Consider the following 780-nt stretch of genomic DNA (forward strand, 5'->3'; position numbering starts at 1 on the left):
GGCTGGCCGGTATCAACCACGCACTCCATTATTGGTGCCATTGTTGGCTTCTCTGCCGTTGGCGTTAGTATGGAGTCGGTTCAGTGGATGAAAGTCGGAGGTGTCGTTGGAAGCTGGGTTGTCACCCCCGCCATATCCGGGTTTATTGCCTATCTCATATTTATGAGTGCACAAAAGCTCATTTTTGACCGCTCTAATCCTTTAGCAATGGCTAAGCGCTATGTGCCTTACTATATGGGATTAGCCGGCTTCGTACTGTCGCTGGTTACCATTAAAAAAGGCCTTAAGCACGTAGGACTGAACCTTGGTAGCATTGAAGGTTATTTATGGGCTCTGGGTATTGCTGTATTGGTCTTTGCTATTGGCAAAATGGCCATTGGTCGTCTTAAGTTTAACCCTTCAGACGACAAAGACATGCACTACACCAATGTGGAAAAAGTCTTTGCGATATTAATGGTGGTAACCGCCTGTGCTATGGCTTTTGCCCACGGTTCAAACGACGTTGCTAACGCTATCGGACCACTGGCCGCTGTAGTGAGCGTGGTTACCAGCGGTGGTGATATTGGCAGTAAAGCGACATTAGCCTGGTGGGTATTACCTTTAGGCGCTGTAGGTATTGTGGCTGGTCTTGCTATGTTGGGTAAACGCGTTATTGCCACCATTGGTAATGGCATTACGCATTTAACCCCAAGTCGCGGTTTTGCGGCGGAACTTGCCGCTGCTTCAACCGTGGTTCTGGCGTCAGGTACCGGGTTGCCGATATCAACCACACAAACGCTG

The 780-nt window shown here is 49.1% G+C and carries 1 protein-coding gene; it reads left to right on the forward strand.

Going from position 1 to position 780, the window contains the following annotated elements:
* The coding region (locus B3180_RS08420; protein WP_286843994.1) for an inorganic phosphate transporter at window positions 1-780 on the forward strand (780 nt) is incomplete at both ends.

Source organism: Idiomarina sp. UBA4206, from assembly GCF_002383015.1.
GTDB classification, from domain to species: Bacteria; Pseudomonadota; Gammaproteobacteria; order Enterobacterales; family Alteromonadaceae; genus Idiomarina; species Idiomarina abyssalis.